Annotated in this window: 22 protein-coding genes; 12 read left to right on the forward strand and 10 right to left on the reverse strand. The window is 59.2% G+C overall.

Annotation, left to right across the window (positions count from 1 at the left end; translation table 11 throughout):
• Positions 1-46 precede the first annotated feature (46 nt).
• From M5G26_RS15185 to trpB, 3 genes are all read right to left on the reverse strand, one after another.
• On the reverse strand, positions 47-502 hold the full coding sequence (locus M5G26_RS15185; protein ID WP_273915854.1) for an anti-virulence regulator CigR family protein: 456 nt from the start codon (positions 500-502) through the stop codon (positions 47-49).
• A gap of 122 nt (positions 503-624) precedes the next feature.
• Positions 625-1,437: a tryptophan synthase subunit alpha gene (gene trpA, locus M5G26_RS15190; RefSeq protein ID WP_273915855.1), complete on the reverse strand. Its 813-nt coding sequence runs from the start codon at positions 1,435-1,437 to the stop codon at positions 625-627.
• Positions 1,437-2,669 carry a tryptophan synthase subunit beta gene (gene trpB / locus M5G26_RS15195; protein WP_110718260.1) on the reverse strand — a complete coding sequence of 411 codons (1,233 nt, stop codon included), beginning with the start codon at positions 2,667-2,669 and terminating at the stop codon, positions 1,437-1,439. The genes trpA and trpB overlap by 1 nt, the downstream gene beginning before the upstream one ends.
• Before the next feature lie 114 nt (positions 2,670-2,783).
• Between trpB and M5G26_RS15200 the strand changes: the two genes are divergently transcribed.
• Complete coding sequence (locus M5G26_RS15200) at positions 2,784-3,701, forward strand: LysR family transcriptional regulator (RefSeq protein ID WP_273915856.1); 918 nt, start codon at positions 2,784-2,786, stop codon at positions 3,699-3,701.
• On the opposite strand, the gene M5G26_RS15205 is transcribed toward M5G26_RS15200, so the two are convergent.
• The gene (locus M5G26_RS15205) at positions 3,674-4,000 is read right to left on the reverse strand and encodes a DUF883 family protein (RefSeq protein WP_007911686.1); all 327 of its coding nucleotides are present in this window, start codon (positions 3,998-4,000) and stop codon (positions 3,674-3,676) included. The two genes, M5G26_RS15200 and M5G26_RS15205, sit on opposite strands and share 28 nt — an antisense overlap.
• 157 nt (positions 4,001-4,157) lie before the next feature.
• Between M5G26_RS15205 and M5G26_RS15210 the strand changes: the two genes are divergently transcribed.
• Positions 4,158-4,373 carry a dodecin gene (locus M5G26_RS15210; RefSeq protein ID WP_007911688.1) on the forward strand — a complete coding sequence of 72 codons (216 nt, stop codon included), beginning with the start codon at positions 4,158-4,160 and terminating at the stop codon, positions 4,371-4,373.
• A gap of 127 nt (positions 4,374-4,500) precedes the next feature.
• On the forward strand, positions 4,501-4,725 hold the full coding sequence (locus M5G26_RS15215; RefSeq protein WP_134178483.1) for a DUF1161 domain-containing protein: 225 nt from the start codon (positions 4,501-4,503) through the stop codon (positions 4,723-4,725).
• A gap of 158 nt (positions 4,726-4,883) precedes the next feature.
• On the opposite strand, the gene M5G26_RS15220 is transcribed toward M5G26_RS15215, so the two are convergent.
• Positions 4,884-5,885 carry an LLM class flavin-dependent oxidoreductase gene (locus M5G26_RS15220; protein ID WP_034152274.1) on the reverse strand — a complete coding sequence of 334 codons (1,002 nt, stop codon included), beginning with the start codon at positions 5,883-5,885 and terminating at the stop codon, positions 4,884-4,886.
• 241 nt (positions 5,886-6,126) lie between these two features.
• Between M5G26_RS15220 and M5G26_RS15225 the strand changes: the two genes are divergently transcribed.
• Both M5G26_RS15225 and M5G26_RS15230 read left to right on the forward strand, forming a co-directional pair.
• Positions 6,127-6,558: an OsmC family protein gene (locus tag M5G26_RS15225; RefSeq protein WP_064389763.1), complete on the forward strand. Its 432-nt coding sequence runs from the start codon at positions 6,127-6,129 to the stop codon at positions 6,556-6,558.
• 241 nt (positions 6,559-6,799) lie between these two features.
• A complete protein-coding gene (locus M5G26_RS15230; protein ID WP_134178481.1) occupies positions 6,800-7,039 on the forward strand; it encodes a DUF1161 domain-containing protein in 240 nt (79 codons plus the stop codon).
• A gap of 6 nt (positions 7,040-7,045) precedes the next feature.
• Here the strand turns inward: M5G26_RS15230 and M5G26_RS15235 are convergent, their stop codons facing one another.
• Together M5G26_RS15235 and M5G26_RS15240 are read right to left on the reverse strand one after the other, a co-directional pair.
• Positions 7,046-7,465, reverse strand: a complete 420-nt coding sequence (locus M5G26_RS15235; RefSeq protein WP_134178480.1) for a PA0061/PA0062 family lipoprotein — start codon at positions 7,463-7,465, stop codon at positions 7,046-7,048.
• 41 nt (positions 7,466-7,506) lie between these two features.
• Complete coding sequence (locus M5G26_RS15240; RefSeq protein ID WP_134178479.1) at positions 7,507-7,929, reverse strand: PA0061/PA0062 family lipoprotein; 423 nt, start codon at positions 7,927-7,929, stop codon at positions 7,507-7,509.
• A 59-nt stretch (positions 7,930-7,988) separates the two neighbouring features.
• Between M5G26_RS15240 and M5G26_RS15245 the strand changes: the two genes are divergently transcribed.
• Positions 7,989-9,080: an aminopeptidase gene (locus M5G26_RS15245; RefSeq protein WP_273915857.1), complete on the forward strand. Its 1,092-nt coding sequence runs from the start codon at positions 7,989-7,991 to the stop codon at positions 9,078-9,080.
• Positions 9,081-9,180: 100 nt separating this feature from the next.
• Here the strand turns inward: M5G26_RS15245 and M5G26_RS15250 are convergent, their stop codons facing one another.
• Positions 9,181-9,831 carry an HAD family hydrolase gene (locus M5G26_RS15250; RefSeq protein ID WP_273915858.1) on the reverse strand — a complete coding sequence of 217 codons (651 nt, stop codon included), beginning with the start codon at positions 9,829-9,831 and terminating at the stop codon, positions 9,181-9,183.
• A gap of 29 nt (positions 9,832-9,860) precedes the next feature.
• Complete coding sequence (locus tag M5G26_RS15255; protein WP_134178476.1) at positions 9,861-10,406, reverse strand: gamma carbonic anhydrase family protein; 546 nt, start codon at positions 10,404-10,406, stop codon at positions 9,861-9,863.
• An 88-nt stretch (positions 10,407-10,494) separates the two neighbouring features.
• On the opposite strand from M5G26_RS15255, the gene prlC reads away from it, so the two are divergent.
• The 4 genes from prlC to M5G26_RS15275 all read left to right on the forward strand — a co-directional run bounded on the left by prlC (position 10,495) and on the right by M5G26_RS15275 (position 14,970).
• Positions 10,495-12,546, forward strand: coding sequence for an oligopeptidase A (prlC, locus tag M5G26_RS15260; protein WP_273915859.1), 2,052 nt, complete (start codon positions 10,495-10,497; stop codon positions 12,544-12,546).
• A complete protein-coding gene (locus M5G26_RS15265) occupies positions 12,543-12,836 on the forward strand; it encodes a YheV family putative zinc ribbon protein (RefSeq protein WP_134178474.1) in 294 nt (97 codons plus the stop codon). Before prlC ends, M5G26_RS15265 begins: the two co-directional genes overlap by 4 nt.
• A 111-nt stretch (positions 12,837-12,947) precedes the next feature.
• The gene (locus M5G26_RS15270; protein ID WP_273915860.1) at positions 12,948-13,436 is read left to right on the forward strand and encodes a hypothetical protein; all 489 of its coding nucleotides are present in this window, start codon (positions 12,948-12,950) and stop codon (positions 13,434-13,436) included.
• A gap of 13 nt (positions 13,437-13,449) precedes the next feature.
• Positions 13,450-14,970, forward strand: coding sequence for a M3 family metallopeptidase (locus M5G26_RS15275; protein WP_273915861.1), 1,521 nt, complete (start codon positions 13,450-13,452; stop codon positions 14,968-14,970).
• An 8-nt stretch (positions 14,971-14,978) separates the two neighbouring features.
• Here M5G26_RS15275 and M5G26_RS15280 read toward each other — a convergent pair whose 3' ends face one another.
• Entirely contained in the window at positions 14,979-15,620 is a 642-nt protein-coding gene (locus tag M5G26_RS15280) for a dual specificity protein phosphatase family protein (RefSeq protein WP_273915862.1), read from the reverse strand.
• A 304-nt stretch (positions 15,621-15,924) separates the two neighbouring features.
• Here M5G26_RS15280 and M5G26_RS15285 point away from each other — a divergent pair, with 304 nt between their 5' ends.
• A complete protein-coding gene (locus M5G26_RS15285) occupies positions 15,925-16,671 on the forward strand; it encodes a gluconate 2-dehydrogenase subunit 3 family protein (RefSeq protein ID WP_122842075.1) in 747 nt (248 codons plus the stop codon).
• A 2-nt stretch (positions 16,672-16,673) separates the two neighbouring features.
• Complete coding sequence (locus tag M5G26_RS15290) at positions 16,674-18,458, forward strand: GMC family oxidoreductase (RefSeq protein WP_007911713.1); 1,785 nt, start codon at positions 16,674-16,676, stop codon at positions 18,456-18,458.
• Positions 18,459-18,462 lie beyond the last annotated feature (4 nt).

The raw sequence follows: 18,462 nt of genomic DNA on the forward strand, positions 1-18,462 counted from the left end.
AAAAAGATCGCAGCCATTGGCTGCGATCTTTTTTATTGCCTGCAGATCAGTACAAAACCCCATCGAGAATTTCGTAAATGATCCCGGTACCCACCGCGATCAGCACAATGTCGCCCCCCGCCCGGCGCCATTCGTAGCCCGGATACACCGGCAAACGACCTAACGCGCGATTATCCAGACGCTCGCCGTAATAGCCGTGCGGCAACGGCCGGCCACGCTCCAGATGAATCCCCGGAGGCGGCGGTGCACCGCGCACGAAGTAGCCATGATTGTCGCGGATGGTCTGGCGCACTGGACCAAAGTCACGCGGTGGCGGGCCACCTCGATGATCATTTTGCGGACCACGGTGATCGTCACCGTGATTGTCGCCACGGTTATCGTAATGGCCCTGCTGCGGGCCGCCGTGGTCGTGATCATCGCGCGGGTCGGCGCTGGCCAGCAGCGGCGTCGCGCTGATCATCAGCACGCCCAGTCCGGCAATCAGACGTTTCGGCATTTTCATCGGGTCTTTCCTCACGGCACAAACAGCAAAAAGGGCTTCAGAACGATGTTCTGAAGCCCTCGGTCTTGCTCATTTAGTCTGTGCCGGGAGGCGCTAATTCCTCTGTATCAGGAACTTTACCTTCAGCTGACGCGGGCCTTACGCACGCCTTCGGACAGCGCCGAACACAGGCTCAGCACACCGTCGACGGCTTGAGCTGGCGTGGTCGCGTTGGCAATGTGATCGATCAATGCCGAACCCACCACCACACCATCGGCCAGACGTGCGATGGCCGCTGCTTGCTCCGGCGTACGGATGCCGAAACCGACGCTGATCGGCAGATCGGTATGACGACGCAGACGAGTCACCGCCTCTTCGACATGCTCCAGCGTCGCCGCGCCAGCACCGGTCACACCGGCGACCGACACGTAGTAAACAAAACCGGAGCTGCCATTGAGCACTTTCGGCAGACGCGCATCGTCAGTGGTCGGCGTGGTCAGACGGATAAAGTCCAGACCGGCCGCCTGAGCTGGATCGCACAGTTCGGCGTTGTGCTCAGGCGGCATGTCGACCACGATCAGGCCATCGACACCGGCCTCTTTCGCCTCAGCAATGAAGCGCGGCACGCCATACATGTGGATCGGGTTGAAGTAGCCCATCAGCACCAGCGGCGTGTCGCTGTTGCCTTCACGGAACTCGCGAACCATTTGCAGGGTTTTCACCAGGTTCTGCTTGGCGCCCAAGGCACGGATGTTCGCCAGTTGAATCGCCGGGCCGTCGGCCATCGGGTCAGTGAACGGCATGCCCAGCTCGATCACGTCGGCGCCCGCGCCCGGCAAGCCCTTGAGGATCGCCAGGGAAGTGTCGTAATCCGGATCACCGGCGGTGACGAAGGTCACCAGCGCGGCGCGGTTCTGTTCTTTGAGGTCGGCAAAACGGGTTTGCAGGCGGCTCATCAGTGTTTCTCCTGCTTAGACTGTTCCATGTGATGCATGACGGTCTGCATGTCTTTGTCGCCACGGCCGGAGAGGTTGACCACCATCAGGTGATCCTTAGGCAGCTTCGGCGCACGTTTGAACACTTCAGCCAAGGCGTGAGCGCTTTCCAGTGCTGGAATGATCCCTTCCAGACGGCAGCATTTGTGGAACGCGTCGAGGGCTTCGTCGTCGGTCACCGAGGTGTATTGAACGCGGCCGATGTCATGCAACCAGGCGTGTTCCGGGCCGATGCCCGGATAGTCGAGGCCGGCGGAAATCGAGTGGGCGTCGATGATCTGGCCATCGTCGTCCTGCAGCAGGAAAGTACGGTTGCCGTGCAGCACACCCGGAACGCCACCATTCAGGCTGGCCGCGTGCTTGCCGGTTTCGATGCCGTAACCCGCCGCTTCAACGCCGATGATTTCAACGCTCTTGTCGTCGAGGAACGGGTGAAACAGGCCCATCGCGTTGGAGCCGCCACCGATGCACGCCACCAGGCTGTCCGGCAGACGACCTTCCTGCGCCTGCAACTGATCGCGGGTTTCCTTGCCGATGACGGCCTGGAAGTCGCGAACCATCGCTGGGTATGGATGTGGGCCGGCCACGGTGCCGATCAGGTAGAAGGTGCTGTCGACGTTGGTCACCCAGTCACGCAGCGCTTCGTTCATCGCATCTTTCAGGGTGCCAGTGCCGGCCACGACCGGAATTACTTCAGCGCCCAGCAGCTTCATGCGGAACACGTTGGCCTGCTGACGTTCGATGTCAGTGGTGCCCATGTAGATCACGCAATCCAGACCGAAACGTGCCGCAACAGTGGCAGTGGCCACGCCGTGCATGCCGGCGCCGGTCTCGGCGATGATGCGTTTCTTGCCCATGCGCCGCGCCAGCAGGATCTGGCCGATGCAGTTGTTGATCTTGTGCGCGCCGGTGTGGTTCAGCTCTTCGCGCTTGAGATAGATCTTGGCGCCGCCGCAGAACTCGGTCAGGCGTTCAGCAAAATACAGCGGGCTCGGACGTCCGACATAATCACGCTGGAAGTAGGCCAATTCTTCTTTGAATGCCGGATCTTCCTTGGCCGCTTCGTATTCGCGGGCCAGATCGAGGATCAACGGCATCAGGGTTTCTGCCACGTAACGGCCACCGAACGAGCCGAACAGGCCGTTATCGTCCGGGCCGTTACGCAGATCAGAGGTGTTCGAAGTCTGGGTCATGGGTCGCTCCAGGTGAATTCGGGTCAAAAGACAATGACGACCACTCTACCCCTGACCTTCCAGGCTGAAAACCGATAAGATCGCCACAACCTGTCAGGAAAACTCACAGATACCATGAGCCACGACCTTCCTCCGCTGAACGCCTTGCGTGCGTTCGAAGCCACCGCCCGGCTGAACAGTGTCAGTCAGGCAGCCGAACAGCTGCACGTTACCCACGGAGCGGTCAGTCGTCAGCTCAAGGTGCTGGAAGAGCACCTGGGTGTCAGTCTGTTCGTCAAGGATGGGCGCGGCTTGAAACTCACAGATGCCGGCATGCGATTACGCGATGCCAGTGGCGAAGCGTTCGACCGGTTGCGCAGCGTCTGTGCAGAGCTGACGCAAAGCACCGCTGATGCGCCGTTCGTCCTGGGTTGCTCTGGAAGTCTGTTGGCCCGCTGGTTTATTCCGCGTCTGGGGCGATTGAATGCGGATCTGCCGGACTTGCGTCTGCACCTGTCGGCGGGTGAAGGCGATCTCGATCCTCGCCGCCCGGGACTGGACGCTTTGCTGCTGTTCGCCGAACCACCGTGGCCTGCGGATATGCAGGTTTATGAACTGGCGGCAGAACGCATCGGCCCGGTCATGAGCCCATTGTTCAGTGGTTACCAACGCCTGCAAAGCGCGCCAGCCTCAGCATTGCTTAATGAACCGCTGCTGCACACTACTTCCCGCCCGCAAGCCTGGCCAAGTTGGGCACAGCAAAACCACCTCGATGCCAAAGCATTGAAGTTGGGGCAAGGTTTCGAGCATTTGTATTACTTGCTGGAAGCGGCAGTGGCAGGCCTTGGCGTGGCAATCGCGCCTGAGCCGCTGGTGACGGAAGATTTGAAGGCCGGTCGCCTGGTTGCGCCGTGGGGCTTCTGTGAAACCCCGGCGCAACTGGCGTTGTGGCTACCCAAGCGCGCCGCAGACGGGCGCGCCCGGCAACTGGCGCAATGGCTCAAGAACGAGCTGCGCCAGAGCGATCACTCGCCGCGCTTGAACAGCAAGTAAGCCGCGAGCAGACCAATCGCACCGACCGCCACACCGGCCGTCGTCCACGGATGCTCCTGGGCGTAATCACGGGTGGCAATCCCGGTTTCGCGGGTTTTCACTTTGACTTCTTCATAGGCATCGCTGAGCAGGTGACGCGAATGTTTCAGCGCGCTCTCGGCATTGCTTTTCAGCGCCTTGAGGGTCTTGCGCGACTCGTCCGAAGCGTCGTCCTTCAGGCTTTCCAACGATTTGAGCAGACTCTCGATCTCGGCTTCCATGCTTTGCAACGAGGCTTTACGTAAAGAGGTGTTGGCCATGGTGGCTCTCCTGCATTGGTGATGAGTGGCGTGTGTTGGTTGGGACTTCAGCGGTTTGAGAAAGTGCAGAAAATCTGAACTTCGCCTGCGCAAAGCCACCGAAATCAACAGTGCAGATTCACTGCTAGTCTCAAATCCACACGCCAAGGAGATCGTTATGAGTGACCATCACACGTACAAGAAAGTAGAGCTGGTCGGTTCGTCCGCCAGCAGCATCGAAGACGCCATCAACAACGCGCTGGCCGAAGCCAACAAGAGCATCAAGCATCTTGAGTGGTTTGAAGTGGTCGACACCCGTGGCCATATCAAGGACGGTAAGGCTGCGCACTTTCAGGTGACGCTGAAAGTCGGCTTCCGCATTGCCAGCAGCTGAGTTTGGTCTAGTCTTCTGAACTTGCGCGCTGGCCGAGTGCCATAGGAATGGCAAAGCGCTACAGGGTGAGTGCATCGGGTCAACGCTCGATGCCCGCCTCTTTTAATCCGACCAGGGAGTGCGACCGATGAAGAAGTTCATGTTGGCAGTAGGTTTGTTGAGCCTTGCCGGTGGTGCGTTTGCTGCCGGCAAGCCTTGTGAAGAGCTGAAAAGCGAGATCGCGGCGAAAATTGATGCCAAAGGTGCGTCCAATTACTCGCTGGAGATTGTCGATAAAGGCGCAGCGGCTGACGGTAAAGTGGTCGGCACCTGCGAAGGTGGCACCAAGGAAATCGTCTACAAACGCGGTTGATCGCGCCTGAAATACAAAAGCCGACGCCAATGCGTCGGCTTTTTTGTGTCTCATGTAGGAGCTGCGGCACGCTGCGATCTTTTGATCTTGCTTTAGAAAACAAGGATCAAAAGATCGCAGCCTCGTTTCACTCGACAGCTCCTACGGGGGGCCGCGCGTTATCCCTTCATGACTTGTGCCAGCAATTCGTAGGAATGCACGCGATCAGCATGCTCATACAAATCACTGGTAAAAATCAGCTCATCCGCCTGTGTCTGTTCAACCAACACCTCCAGCTTGGCGCGAATCTTCTGCGGGCTGCCGACCATCGCCAGACCGAGGAAATCCCCCACCGCCTCACGCTCATGGGGCAACCACAGGCCATCCATGGTTTTCACCGGCGGACGCTGCACCAGACTCTGCCCACGCATCAACGCGAGAATGCGCTGGTACACCGAGGTCGCCAGGTAATCGGCTTGTTCATCGGTATCCGCAGCCACCAGCGGCACACCGAGCATCACATAGGGCTTGTCGAGCACCGCCGACGGCTTGAAGTGATTGCGATAAACGCGGATCGCCTCGTGCATGAAGCGCGGGGCGAAATGCGAGGCGAAGGCGTAAGGCAAACCGCGCTCACCGGCCAGTTGCGCACTGAACAGACTGGAACCGAGCAACCAGATCGGCACATTGGTGCCGGTGCCCGGCATGGCAATCACACGCTGATCCGGGGTACGCGGGCCGAGGTAGCGCACCAGTTCGGCGACGTCTTCGGGGAAATCATCGGCGCTGCCGGAGCGTTCGCGGCGCAGCGCCCGAGCTGTCATCTGATCGGAACCGGGCGCGCGGCCCAGACCGAGGTCGATCCGCCCTGGATACAGGCTTTCCAGGGTGCCGAACTGCTCGGCGATCACCAGCGGCGCATGGTTGGGCAGCATCACGCCGCCGGAGCCGACACGAATGGTCGACGTTCCGCCCGCCAGATAGCCCAGCAAAACCGAGGTCGCGGAACTGGCGATGCCGTCCATGTTGTGGTGTTCAGCCACCCAGAACCGCGTGTAGCCGAATTTCTCGACATGCTGCGCCAGGTCCAGCGAGTTGCGCAGCGACTGCGCCGGGCTGCCGTTCTCGCGCACCGGCACCAGATCGAGGGTGGAAAATTTTACGTCGGACAGTTGCTTCATAAACCTGCGTCTCCGAGTCGGGAGGCAGGTTGTTGATACGAACGAAAACCTGCCGAATTCATAAGCGTGTTTTATGCAATGAGGGCATATACCCGAGTTTCAATAGCCGAGTCGAAATTTCCTACTAAAAAAGTCAACGATTCAACCGGGCTGAACTTTGTTCCGGCGTCTATCCTCAGAAGCCTTGCAAGCAAAAACCACGACGACGCGGCGTTTCCGCGCCAGAGACGAGGAGGAAGACATGGCTATCGTGAAGAAAGCATCCGCACATTGGGCAGGTGATCTGAAAACCGGTATCGGCTCGATTTCCACTGAAACCGGCGTACTCAGAGAAGCCCCCTACGGTTTCAAGGCGCGCTTCGAAGGCGGCAAGGGCACCAACCCGGAAGAACTGATCGGCGCGGCGCATGCCGGTTGTTTCTCCATGGCGTTTTCGATGATTCTGGGCGATGCGGGCCTGAAGGCCGACAGCATCGATACCAATGCGGAAGTGACCCTCGATCAGGTTGACGGCGGCTTCGCGATCACCGCGGTGAAGCTGATCCTCAAGGCGAAAATCCCGGGGGCGACGCAGGCGCAATTCGAAGAGCTGAGCAACAAGGCCAAGGAAGGGTGCCCGGTGTCCAAGGTACTGAATGCGAAGATCACCCTCGAGGCTTCGCTGGTCAGTTGATTCGGCGCTGGCTGATCTGGCGCCTTCGCGAGCAGGCTCGCTCCCACAGGGATTCGTGTGGCACACAGTTCCAATGTGGGAGCGAGCCTGCTCGCGAAGGTGATTTTAAAATCAACACAAGGTTTGAAACCTTCAGCACAACTTGTGAGCGAAGGCAGAACCCTCGCTGTCAAAATATGATCGAATACACGACAGCAGCTTCAGCGCACATCCGTGCGCGCTGCCTCAGGGAGCTTCACTCATGAAACGTATTGGCTTGGCGATCCTCTGCAGTGCACTGGCCACTTCTGTCATTGCGGCACCCAAAGACTGTGAAGAACTGAAAAAAGAAATCGAAGTGAAGATTCAGGCCAAAGCCGTGCCCTCATACACGCTGGAAATCGTCAGCAAGGAAGAGGCGGCCAAACACGACATCGCCATGGTGGTGGGTTCGTGTGAGAACGGCACCAAAGCAATCATCTATCAGAAGAACGACTCCTGATAACGCTTAAGGCACGCAGTTGATCTGCCGTTCTTCGGCAACGATCTGCCCCTGACGATTGATCAACCGGGCGCTTGGCGTGAAGGCCAGCGACCGTGCTTCGAGCCGGTAACGTTGCCCGGCTTCGAAGTGGTCATAAGGCACGGTCATGTAGCACAGGCGTTCCTGCGGATCGGTATCCATTCCCTGACCGCCGCCGAAGATCTCGAAATCAAAGCGAACCGTCAGCTCATGACTGCCCGGCGCGACCTGAAAAAAGCGCCCGTCCTGCAGGCGCACATTGTCCAGCCGTTCCGCCATCAGCACTTTGCCACCGGGTGTCGGCATCGCAAAGTCGACCCAGGCTTTGCCGGGATCCGCCGCTGGCAGCGGGCTCTGACAGCCGGCAAGCAGACTTGCAGCGAGCAACAACGTCAACCTGCGCATGATCAAATGTCCTGTGATTTGGACATCCAGCATACCGCCGATCAGGTCTTCTGGCAGCCCGCCGGTGTACCCTGCCCAACGACTTTGCGCTGCTCATCATAAAGCTTGGCCCAAGGCCGGAAACCGATGCTGCCCGCCTGCAACTGATAACGCTGGCCGGCATTGAAATCCTTGAATTTCACGTTCAACTGGCAATCGCGCCACAACGGCTCGGCATCAGGGCCGATATTGGTCGCTTCCACCGGAAACTGATAACGCACCTTCAGCTCATGGCTGCCGGGCTGCACTTCAAAATAGCGTTTGTCGGCGGTCGCCTGAGTATCGACCTGCAGCGCTTGCAGCGCCGTGTCCTGCTGCCGGGCATCAAGATCGATCCAGGCTTGCGAAGGGTCAGGATCGGGCATTCCGAATCCGGCACAACCGGCCAGCGTCAGCAGGCCTCCTGACAGCATTAACATGCGCATAGCAGTGCTCCTTTAGGCGGGATAGTCTTGCGAGCAGACTCTCCGGGGGATTTCTTATTTTGAGCAGGCCGATTCCAAGCCTTGGGTTACTTGATCGCGTTTTTCGGGTTTTGTTTCCGGGTGTGTTGTTTTTGTTGCTCAACGGTTGCGCCAGCGTCAGCTATTACGCTCAGTTGGCCAGCGGTCAGCTGCAATTGCTGCGGGCGCGCGAGCCTGTGGAAAAGGTAATCGATGACCCGAGCCGCGACGCCACACTGCGCGCACACCTGGCGCAATCGCAAAAGGCCCGCGCCTTTGCCAGCGAGCATCTGCACTTGCCGGACAACCAGAGCTATCGCCTGTACGCCGACATCCATCGACCGTATGTGGTGTGGAATGTGTTCGCCACTCAGGAGTTCTCCCTGACGCCGCAGAATCATTGCTTTCCGATTGCCGGGTGTGTGGCCTATCGCGGTTACTACAGCCAGAGTGCGGCGCGGGGTGAAGCGGCGATTCAGCGCCTGCAGGGCATGGACGTGTCGATTGGCGGCGTTGAGGCCTATTCGACGCTGGGCTGGTTCAACGACCCGATCCTTAACTCGATGATGGGCTGGGGTGATGAGCGCCTGGCCACGCTGATCTTTCACGAACTGGCGCATCAGCGCTTCTATGTAAAGGATGACACCGAGTTCAACGAGTCCTTTGCCACGTTTGTCGAGCAGGAGGGCACGCGGCAGTGGCGGGCGTTTCGTGGGTTGCCGGCGGACACCGATTCGCGGCTGAAGCAGCGCGATCAGTTTATTGAATTGGTACTCCAGACCCGTTCACGACTGGAGAAGCTCTATGCGCAACCATTGCCGTTTGAGCAGATGCGCGAACGCAAAGCGGCAGAGTTCGAACAGTTTCGCCGGGACTATCGGGTGAAGCGAGACACCCAGTGGGCTGGGGACAAGCGTTACGACGCTTGGGTGAATGCGCCGCTGAATAATGCGCGGTTGTTGCCGTTTGGGCTGTATGACCAGTGGGTGCCGGCGTTTGCGGCGTTGTTCAAAAAGGTCGGGGGGGATTGGATGAGGTTTTATGCGGAGGTGGAGAAGTTAGGGGAGCTGCCGGCCGCTGAGCGCAAAGCGGCGCTGAAAGCGTTGGCAGACTCTCAGACCTTTCGTGGCTGAATTGGCCTCATCGCTGGCAAGCCAGCTCCCACAGGGACAGCGGTGAACCTGAGTACATCACTCACCTGTGGGAGCTGGCTTGCCAGCGATGGCGTACTGATCAGCGCTGCAGAAACGCCTGATGTAACTCGTCCAGCGTTTCAAAGTGATAAGCCGGCGCCTCCGCGCTCAACTCTTCAAAACTGCCAAACCCATAACCGACCGCCGCCGCATCCAGGCCATTGCTGCGCGCCCCGATCAGGTCATGCTTACGATCGCCGATCATCAGCGTATTCGCCGGGTCCAGCCCTTCTTCCGCCATCAAGTGCGCAATCAACTCAACCTTGTTGGTGCGCGTGCCGTCCAGCTCGCTGCCATAGATCACCTTGAAGTGCCGGGCGAAATCAAAGTGCCGGGCAATCTCACGGGCAAATTCCCATGGCTTCGAGGTGGCGATGTACAACTGCCGTCCTTGGCCACTGAGGGTTTCCAGCAAGGGCGTCACGCCCTCAAATACGCGGTTCTCATACAGACCAGTGACCTTGAAGCGCTCACGATAGAAATTCACCGCCTGCCACGCCTTGGCCTCGTCAAACTCATAGAACTGCATAAATGCCTGCAACAACGGCGGGCCGATGAAATGCTCGAGTTTGCTCAGATCCGGCTCATCGATACCGAGCTTGGCGAGGGCGAACTGGATGGAACGGGTGATGCCCTCACGCGGGTCGGTCAGGGTGCCATCGAGGTCGAACAGTACGGTTTGGTAATGCATGAGTATTCCTGAGCAGTCGCGAATTCGATTCAGAGTGTGTCGTAGCCTTCGGCCAGATGCAGGTCCTTGAGCTTCACGTAGTTCGCCGCGCTGTAGGTGAAGAAGGCCTTTTCCTTATCAGTGAGCGGACGCACCTGCTTCACCGGGCTGCCCACATAAAGGAAGCCGCTTTGCAGATGCTTGCCCGGCGGCACCAGGCTGCCGGCGCCAATGATCACATCGTCTTCGACCACCGCACCGTCCATGACGATGCTGCCCATGCCGATCAGCACGCGGCTGCCGACGCTGCAGCCATGCAGCATGACTTTGTGGGCGATGGTCACGTCATCGCCGATCAGCAGCGGGAAGCCGTCCGGGTTGAACGGGCCGGCGTGGGTGATGTGTAGCACGCAGCCGTCCTGGACGCTGGTGCGCGCGCCGATACGGATGCGGTGCATGTCGCCACGGATCACGGTCAGCGGCCAGACAGAGCTGTCTTCACCGATTTCGACGTCGCCGATAACCACCGCCGAGGCGTCGACAAACGCGCCTTTGCTCAGGCTGGGGGTGTGATTCTGGTACTTGCGAACGGACACGATAATTTCTCTCTCTGTCGCCGATAGCTGCGGTGAATGCCGATTGTAATTAAGATGGGGCAATGTTTCCCCAGCCAAGGTGCCAACCGTGAGCGTGAACAACCCTCTGCTGCAGTCCTACGACCTGCCACCGTTCTCCACGATCCGTGCCGAACACGTCCTGCCCGCCATCGAAACGATCCTGGCCGACAACCGCGCCGCCATCGCCGAAATTCTCAAGACTCAAGGCCAGAACCCTACATGGGCCGGCCTGGTTCTGGCGATGGACGAACTTAACGATCGCCTCGGCGCTGCCTGGAGCCCGGTCAGCCACCTCAACGCCGTGTGCAACAGCGCCGAACTGCGCGAAGCCTACGAATCGTGCCTGCCAGCCCTGAGCGCCTACTCCACCGAGATGGGCCAGAACCGCGAACTGTTCCAGGCCTATGAAGCGCTGGCCAACAGCCCGGAAGCCGCCGGTTTCGACGTGGCGCAAAAGACTATTCTGGAACACGCCCTGCGTGATTTCCGTCTGTCGGGTATCGACTTGCCGGAAGCCGAGCAAAAGCGCTATGCTGAAGTGCAGAGCAAACTGTCCGAGCTGGGCAGCCGCTTCTCCAATCAATTGCTCGACGCCACCCAGGCGTGGACCAAGCACGTCACCGACGAAGCCGCCCTCACCGGCCTGACCGATTCGGCCAAGGCGCAGATGGCGGCCGCTGCACAGGCCAAAGGCCTCGATGGCTGGCTGATCACCCTGGAATTCCCAAGCTACTACGCGGTGATGACCTACGCGCAAGACCGTGCGCTGCGTGAAGAAGTCTACGCCGCCTACTGCACCCGCGCCTCGGATCAAGGCCCGAACGCCGGCCAGAATGACAATGGCCCGGTGATGGAAGAGATCCTCGACCTGCGCCAGGAACTGGCCAAGTTGCTGGGTTTTGCCAGCTTCTCCGAGCTGAGCCTGGCGACGAAAATGGCCGAGTCCAGCGATCAGGTGCTGAGCTTCCTGCGTGATCTGGCCAAGCGCAGCAAGCCGTTTGCCGCACAGGATCTGCAACAGCTGCGCGCCTATGCCGCCGAACAAGGCTGCGCTGATCTGCAAAGCTGGGACAGCGGTTTCTACGGCGAGAAGCTGCGTGAACAACGCTACAGCGTCGCCCAGGAAACCCTGCGCGCCTACTTCCCGATCGACAAAGTGCTGGGTGGTCTGTTCGCCATCGTTCAACGTCTGTACGGCATCGAGATCGCTGAACAGAAAGGCTTCGATACCTGGCACCCGGACGTGCGCCTGTTCGAGATCAAGGAAAACGGTCAGCACGTCGGCCGCTTCTTCTTCGATCTCTATGCCCGCGCCAACAAGCGTGGCGGTGCGTGGATGGACGGCGCTCGCGATCGGCGTCGTACCGTCGACGGCGTGCTGCAAAGTCCGGTGGCCAATCTGGTGTGCAACTTCACCCCGGCCGACAGCGGCAAGCCTGCGCTGCTGACCCACGATGAAGTGACCACGCTGTTCCACGAATTCGGGCATGGTTTGCATCACCTGCTGACCCGCGTTGATCACGCCGGTGTTTCCGGCATCAACGGCGTGGCGTGGGATGCGGTCGAGCTGCCAAGCCAGTTCATGGAAAACTGGTGCTGGGAGCCGGAAGGCCTCGCGCTGATTTCCGGTCACTACGAAAGCGGCGAGCCGCTGCCGCAGGACCTGCTGGAAAAAATGCTCGCGGCGAAGAATTTCCAGTCCGGCCTGATGATGGTCCGTCAGCTCGAGTTCTCGCTGTTCGACTTCGAATTGCACGCCACCCACGGTGACGGCCGCAGTCCGCTGCAAGTGCTCGAGGGCGTGCGTGACGAGGTGTCGGTGATGCGTCCACCGGCCTACAACCGCTTCCCCAACAGCTTCGCGCACATCTTCGCCGGCGGTTATGCGGCGGGTTACTACAGCTACAAGTGGGCAGAAGTGCTGTCGGCCGATGCCTTCTCGAAGTTCGAAGAAGACGGCGTGCTCAACGCAGAAACCGGTCGCGCCTTCCGCGAAGCGATTCTGGCGCGCGGCGGTTCGCAGGCACCGATGGTGCTGTTCGTCGACTTCCGTGGCCGTGAGCCATCGATTGACGCACTCTTGCGCCACAGCGGCCTGAGTGAGGACGCGGCAGCATGAGTGAGGCACCTGTGATTACCAAGAAACGCTTTATCGCCGGGGCGGTCTGCCCGGCGTGCAGCGAGCCGGACAAGTTGATGATGTGGAACGAAGACCTCGTCCCGCATCGTGAATGTGTGGCCTGCGGTTACTCGGACACGCTCAACGAGCAAGGTCTGTCGGTGCCGAAAGAGCTGGGCACGCGGGTCAACACCAGCGCGCTGAACAAACCTGCGCCGGACAAGACCGTGCAGGCGGTGCAGTTTTTTCCCAACCCGAAACTGAAAAAGAAACCTGACCAGCCGAATTGAGCTGTGGCTACTTCGCACCGAATCAACGGTGCGAGGTGGTATCTATGTAATGCCTTGCCCTTGCGCTTTCTCCGTAGGCTGATTTTTCAGCCTACGGTCAAGGAAGACGCGATGCCCCCTACCAATCCCCTGCTACAACACTGGCAGCTGCCGGCCTGGTCCGACGTAAAGGCCGAGCACCTGGCACCCGCCATCAATGCCATCGTGGCCGATAACCAGCGGATCATCGCCGAAGTGATCGCCACCCAGACCGACCACCCCAACTGGGATGATCTGGTGATAGCCGTCGCCGAAGCCGACGCACGGCTCGCTGAAACCATGGTTCTCATCGACGTGCTCTCGACGGTCAAAAGTGATGTCGACTGGGTAGAGCAGAGCGCCCTGTGCAGTATTACTGCGGCACGCTATCGGGTGCAGAAGTCTGCCAACCTCGAGCTCTATCACACCTATCAACGTCTGCAGCAGAGTTCGATCGCCGACAGTTTCGATGACTTTCGCCAAGCGTCGTTAGCCAACGACCCTGCGCGCTTTTCGTCTGTCGGGCATCGAATTGCCAGCCGAACAGCGCCAGCGGTTAACCGCGATAAACCTCGACATTGAGCTTCAGGAGCAATTGTTCCAAATCAATCTGGAGCGCAGCAATGCCGCCTGGAGCAAGCAGGTTGACCAAGCGGCGACGCTCGACGGCCTGTCAGCCGCGTTCAAGGATCGGCTGGCGCTCAATGCGCGTCGAACGGGAAAAAGCGGCTGGTTGCTGACGCTGGATCGCAACACTTACGAATACATCATGAAAAATGCGCGAAACCGGAGTTTGCGCGAAGAGTATTTCCGCGCCTATTGCACCCGGGCCTCGGACCAAGGACCGCATGCTCTTCAGTTCGACAACGGTCCGGTCTTGCAGAAGTTACTCGGGTTACGCCATGAAAAAGCCAGGTTGCTGGGTTTCGAGAGCTTCGCCCATCTGCGGTTTGCAAATCACATGGCCACCTCACCCACTCAGGTCGAACATTTTTTAAAGCAACAGATCGAGCAAAATCGTGCCGCACTGGATCAGGACACGCAGGCGCTGCAAGCATTCGCCGTAACGCAGGGCGTCGCAGAACTGCAGGCCTGGGATTTCGAGTTTTTTGCTGAGCAATTACGCCAGCTACGCTCGGCGAGCACACTGAAAGGACTTCGCGAGTATTTTCCGCTGGATGAAACGCTGCGCCGGTTCTGCCAGTTCAATGAATACCTGTTCGGTATCAAATTAACCGAGCAGCAAGACCTCAGCCATTGGCACGACGAGGTGCGGCTGTTTGAAGTCAGCGAATACGATCAGGTGATGGGTTACATCTACTTTGATCCGTTTCATCGTGAGGACGCCCCGGACTTTGCCTTGACCAATACCGTGCGCAACCGACGAATCAATGCCGAGGGCCGGCCGGCCCTGCCGATTGCCATCCTTCACTGCAACTTCCCGCCCGCGACCAGCGAGTATCCCTGCCTGCTTTCACACAAGAACCTGCGCGTGCTATTCCACGAGTTCGGGCATTGCCTGCAACAGGTGCTGACCCGCTCGCCCCACCACAACCTGTCGGGTATCTCGCAACTCGCGCGTGATACAGCTGAGTTCACCGGGCAACTGTTCGAACAATTGAGCCTTTCAGAAGAGCTGCTTCAGTGGCTGGCAGTACATTACAAAACCCGCGCGCCACTAAGCCGCACACGGCTAACGTCAGCACTGGCCGCGATCGCGACGCACACCAGCCGCGATACCGCCACGCTGCTGCTTGAGTCTTTACTCGATCTTGAATTGCACCGTAGCGAAAAAAATGGCCGAAACGCGCAATCGTGCTTCGAAGCGGTGCTGCAACAAATTCCGCAGCTGCAATTACCCGCCTATTGCCGCTTTGCCAACAGTTTCGATTATCTGGTGACCGGTTACGAGGCCTCGGTCTACGCCTACAAATGGTCAGGCGTATTGGCCAGCAAAGCGTTCAAGCGTTTTGAGCGTGATGGAGTATTCAATACGCAAACCGGCCGGGAACTGCGTGAAGCGTTCTTCTCCGGTGATTCGACTTCGCTGCTCAGCGCACTGGAGACCTTTATGGGTCAGCCGGTAGCTGCTGATCTGGCAGCGCAACCGGACTGACCCGCCGATCACTCGACGTGGGCGGACTTGAACCAGCTTTTCATCGAACAGGTGGCGAAAGCACTGGTACTGCAATCGCCATTGACCAACGCCGCGCGCAATTTTTCGACATCCACCTGCGTCATGTAACGCACCCCGTCCTTGAAATGAATACTGTCGCCAAAACCGCCTTGGGTCATCTCGCTCAAGGCATCCTCTTTGCTCCACCCCTGAATCACCACTCGATACATCGCCGCCATCAGACCGGTGCGGTCGGAACCGTGCTTGCAATGCATCAGCACCGGACCATTGGCTTCGGCAGCCTGAATAGCCCGCAGGGCCTTGAGTACATCGGCGTCGTCAACGTGATTGGTGCGATAGGGAAGTTGCACCTGATGAATGTCGGGGTCAGATAACCAGTCGTCTGCTTCCGGCAGAAAGTTGATCACCGTGGCGACCTTGAGACTTTTCAGCAGCGGCACCGCGCCGTCATCCGGCAAGGCACTGCGATAGAGCGTCGGTGACATCTGGAACAGGTTGTATTGCACTTCGACCGGTTGCGCCCACTCAGCGGGGCGGGCCGACGCTGTCGTCGCAGCCTGGGCCGGCATCCAAGGTAAAAGCACTACAAGCGATAAACACAAAGCAGGAAAAAAACGCACTCGGGACATGCTGGTTTAACCGTGTCGGGATTCATCGATGAGGGGAAACGTAGCTTCGGCGTTGCGCGGTCAAAGCCCTGTGAGGCGCCTGTCAAAGAAACGTGAATCCGCACGCATTCCAGCACTGCCGTAAAGAAAACCGGTGTTTTTTCCGCTGAATCGGTTCATCCGTAAGCTTAGCCTGCTACCATTTGTCACATCATGTTGCAGACGCGTCCCCTTTTTCCGGGTCAGACCGGATCCGTCTCGACGAAAAATCCTCAAGCCGTTCGCAGAAACGGCTGTCCCCTAATGCCTGATGAGGTGCACCCCCATGTCTGATGCAGATCGAGACAACCCGCGGCGTGAGTTTTTGCGCAAATCCCTGACCCTGATTCCGGTGGTCACCCTGGCCGGCACCGGTCTGGGCAGCAGCGTCCTGCAAGCCGCCCCCGAAGCCGCACCGGCTGCACCCGCGCCGCAACCACTTCGCGCGGATGCCGGCGTATATCAGCCGAGCTATTTCACCGCCGAAGAATGGGCGTTCATCAATGCCGCCGTCGCGCAGTTGATCCCCAACGATGCCCAAGGCCCGGGCGCGCTGGAAGCCGGTGTGCCGGAATACATTGATCGGCAGATGAACACGCCGTACGCCGCCGGTGCCCTTTGGTACATGCAAGGCCCGTTCAATGCCGACGCCGCGCCGGAAATGGGTTGGCAGAGCAAACTGGTGCCCAAAGAGATCTATCGCCTCGGCATCGCCGCCACGGATCAGTGGGCAAAATCCCTCAACGGTAAAGTATTTGCTGAGCAAGACAGCGCTACCCGAGACGATTTGCTCAAGCAACTCGAAGCTGGCAAGCCGCAATTCGACGCCGTTCCAGCGAAGATTTTCTTCAATCTGCTGCTGCAAAACACCAAGGAAGGATTCTTCTGCGACCCGATCCACGGTGGCAACAAAGGCATGGTCGGCTGGACCATGATCGGCTTCCCCGGCGCCCGCGCCGATTTCATGGATTGGGTGGAACGCAACGAGCAATACCCCTTCCCGGCAGTTTCGATTCGCGGCGAGAGGGCGTAAGCATGGCAACGGTAATGAAGAAGGTAGATGCGGTCATCGTCGGTTTCGGCTGGACCGGCGCGATCATGGCCAAGGAACTGACCGAAGCGGGTCTCAACGTGCTGGCGCTGGAGCGCGGGCCGATGCAAGACACCTACCCCGACGGCAACTATCCGCAGGTGATCGACGAACTCACCTACAGCGTGCGCAAAAAACTCTTTCAGGACATCTCCAAAGAGACCGTCACCATACGTCACAGCGTCAACGACATCGCCCTGCCGAACCGCCAGTTGGGCGCGTTCCTGCCAGGCAATGGTGTTGGCGGCGCCGGCCTGCACTGGTCGGGCGTGCACTTCCGGGTCGACCCGATCGAGTTGCGCATGCGCAGCCACTACGAAGAGCGCTACGGCAAAAGCTTTATCCCCAAAGACATGACCATCCAGGACTTCGGCGTCAGCTATGAAGAGCTGGAGCCGTTCTTCGATTTCGCTGAAAAAGTCTTCGGCACCTCGGGGCAGGCGTGGACCGTGAAAGGTCAACTGGTCGGTCAAGGCAAGGGCGGCAACCCATACGCGCCGGACCGTTCCAACCCGTTTCCGCTGGAAGCGCAGAAGAATACGGTTTCCGCACAGCTGTTCGGCAAAGCGGCTACGGAAGTCGGTTACAAACCCTACAACCTGCCGTCCGCGAATACGTCCGGGCCGTACACCAATCCCTACGGCGCGCAGATGGGCCCGTGCAACTTCTGCGGTTTCTGCAGCGGCTATGTTTGCTACATGTACTCCAAGGCGTCGCCGAACGTGAACATTCTGCCGGCGCTCAAACCGCTGCCGAATTTCGAGTTGCGGCCTAACTCGCACGTACTGCGGGTCAACCTCGACAGCACGAAGTCCAAAGCCACCGGCGTGACCTACATCGACGGCCAGGGTCGCGAGATCGAGCAACCGGCGGATCTGGTGATCCTCGGCGCCTTCCAGTTGCACAACGTGCGTCTGATGCTGCTGTCCGGCATCGGCAAACCGTACGACCCGATCAGCGGCGAAGGCGTGGTCGGGCGTAACTTCGCCTACCAGAACATGGCGACCATCAAGGCGTTCTTCGACAAGGACACCCACACCAACAACTTCATCGGCGCCGGCGGCAACGGCGTGGCGCTGGACGACTTCAACGCCGACAACTTTGATCACGGCCCGCACGGCTTCGTCGGCGGCTCGCCGATGTGGGTCAACCAGGCCGGCAGCCGGCCGATTGCCGGCACCTCGAACCCGCCGGGCACCCCGGCGTGGGGCAGTGACTGGAAACGCGCGACCGCCGATTACTACACCCACCAGGTGTCGATGGACGCCCACGGCGCGCATCAGTCCTACCGGGGCAATTACCTCGATCTCGATCCGGTGTACCGCGATGCCTACGGCTTGCCGCTGCTGCGAATGACCTTCGACTGGCAGGAAAACGACATCAAGATGAACCGCTTCATGGTCGAGAAAATGGGCAAGGTCGCCGAAGCGATGGGGCCGAAAGCCATCGCGGTGATCGGCAAGAAAGTCGGTGACCACTTCAACACCGCGTCCTACCAGACCACCCACCTTAACGGTGGCGCGATCATGGGCACTGACCCGAAGAAGAGCGCGTTGAATCGCTACCTGCAGAGCTGGGACGTGCACAACGTCTTCGTTCCAGGCGCCTCGGCATTTCCGCAAGGCTTGGGTTACAACCCGACCGGCCTGGTTGCCGCACTGACCTACTGGTCGGCGAAGGCGATCCGCGAGCAATACCTGAAAAACCCCGGCCCGCTGGTTCAGGCTTAAGGAG

It is taken from the genome of Pseudomonas sp. TNT2022 ID642 (assembly GCF_028656995.1).
In the GTDB taxonomy this organism is placed as follows: Bacteria; Pseudomonadota; Gammaproteobacteria; order Pseudomonadales; family Pseudomonadaceae; genus Aquipseudomonas.

Coding starts and splice junctions, on each gene's coding strand:
- M5G26_RS15185 (WP_273915854.1), bottom strand. CDS start 502: ATGAAAATGCCGAAACGTCTGATTGCCGGACTGGGCGTGCTGATGATC.
- trpA (WP_273915855.1), bottom strand. CDS start 1,437: ATGAGCCGCCTGCAAACCCGTTTTGCCGACCTCAAAGAACAGAACCGC.
- trpB (WP_110718260.1), bottom strand. CDS start 2,669: ATGACCCAGACTTCGAACACCTCTGATCTGCGTAACGGCCCGGACGAT.
- M5G26_RS15200 (WP_273915856.1), top strand. CDS start 2,784: ATGAGCCACGACCTTCCTCCGCTGAACGCCTTGCGTGCGTTCGAAGCC.
- M5G26_RS15205 (WP_007911686.1), bottom strand. CDS start 4,000: ATGGCCAACACCTCTTTACGTAAAGCCTCGTTGCAAAGCATGGAAGCC.
- M5G26_RS15210 (WP_007911688.1), top strand. CDS start 4,158: ATGAGTGACCATCACACGTACAAGAAAGTAGAGCTGGTCGGTTCGTCC.
- M5G26_RS15215 (WP_134178483.1), top strand. CDS start 4,501: ATGAAGAAGTTCATGTTGGCAGTAGGTTTGTTGAGCCTTGCCGGTGGT.
- M5G26_RS15220 (WP_034152274.1), bottom strand. CDS start 5,885: ATGAAGCAACTGTCCGACGTAAAATTTTCCACCCTCGATCTGGTGCCG.
- M5G26_RS15225 (WP_064389763.1), top strand. CDS start 6,127: ATGGCTATCGTGAAGAAAGCATCCGCACATTGGGCAGGTGATCTGAAA.
- M5G26_RS15230 (WP_134178481.1), top strand. CDS start 6,800: ATGAAACGTATTGGCTTGGCGATCCTCTGCAGTGCACTGGCCACTTCT.
- M5G26_RS15235 (WP_134178480.1), bottom strand. CDS start 7,465: ATGCGCAGGTTGACGTTGTTGCTCGCTGCAAGTCTGCTTGCCGGCTGT.
- M5G26_RS15240 (WP_134178479.1), bottom strand. CDS start 7,929: ATGCGCATGTTAATGCTGTCAGGAGGCCTGCTGACGCTGGCCGGTTGT.
- M5G26_RS15250 (WP_273915858.1), bottom strand. CDS start 9,831: ATGCATTACCAAACCGTACTGTTCGACCTCGATGGCACCCTGACCGAC.
- M5G26_RS15265 (WP_134178474.1), top strand. CDS start 12,543: ATGAGTGAGGCACCTGTGATTACCAAGAAACGCTTTATCGCCGGGGCG.
- M5G26_RS15270 (WP_273915860.1), top strand. CDS start 12,948: ATGCCCCCTACCAATCCCCTGCTACAACACTGGCAGCTGCCGGCCTGG.
- M5G26_RS15280 (WP_273915862.1), bottom strand. CDS start 15,620: ATGTCCCGAGTGCGTTTTTTTCCTGCTTTGTGTTTATCGCTTGTAGTG.
- M5G26_RS15285 (WP_122842075.1), top strand. CDS start 15,925: ATGTCTGATGCAGATCGAGACAACCCGCGGCGTGAGTTTTTGCGCAAA.
- M5G26_RS15290 (WP_007911713.1), top strand. CDS start 16,674: ATGGCAACGGTAATGAAGAAGGTAGATGCGGTCATCGTCGGTTTCGGC.